Below are 458 nucleotides of genomic sequence, written 5' to 3'. Positions count from 1 at the left end.
ACGAAGAACGGCCTTCGTCCTAGAATCTGAAATCACCACAACAACAGGTTCTAGGAAAGGACGAAGACCGCTATGGAAATCTTATCAGACCCGACGCCGGACATGCTCGCTGTGCCCCGTTTCGACGACGGCGCCATCGATATGCAGGAGCTGCTTCGCAGACTCGCCGAGCAGGTCGTGAACGCCGTGATGGACGCCGAGGCCGACCAGCTCTGCGGTGGCGGGGCGAACAGCCGTAACGGCTACCGCGAGAGGTCGCTCGCCACCTGCGTCGGCACGCTGACGCTGCGCATCCCCAAGCTGCGCTCCGGCAGCTTCTTCCCGGAGGACGTGCTCGAGCGCTACCAGCGCGTCGACCGCGCCCTCGTTGCCGCCGTCGCCGAGATGTACGCCACGGGCACGAGCACCCGCAAGGTGCAGAGGGTGGCCGAGAAGATGGGCGTCTCCAGGCTCTCGAA

At 64.6% G+C, this 458-nt stretch carries 1 protein-coding gene; it reads left to right on the top strand.

All coding sequences use genetic code 11. From position 1 onward, the window contains the following. Positions 1-72 precede the first annotated feature (72 nt). Positions 73-458: transposase (locus ACTM82_RS09045; RefSeq protein ID WP_441088556.1), on the top strand; the 386-nt coding region annotated here is incomplete at its 3' end.

The sequence above is a fragment of the Collinsella sp. HCP3S3_E5 genome (assembly GCF_052067635.1).
GTDB lineage: Bacteria > Actinomycetota > Coriobacteriia > Coriobacteriales > Coriobacteriaceae > Collinsella.
Note: the sequence above shows the minus strand (reverse complement) of the source record. Positions and strands in the feature narration are given on the sequence as shown.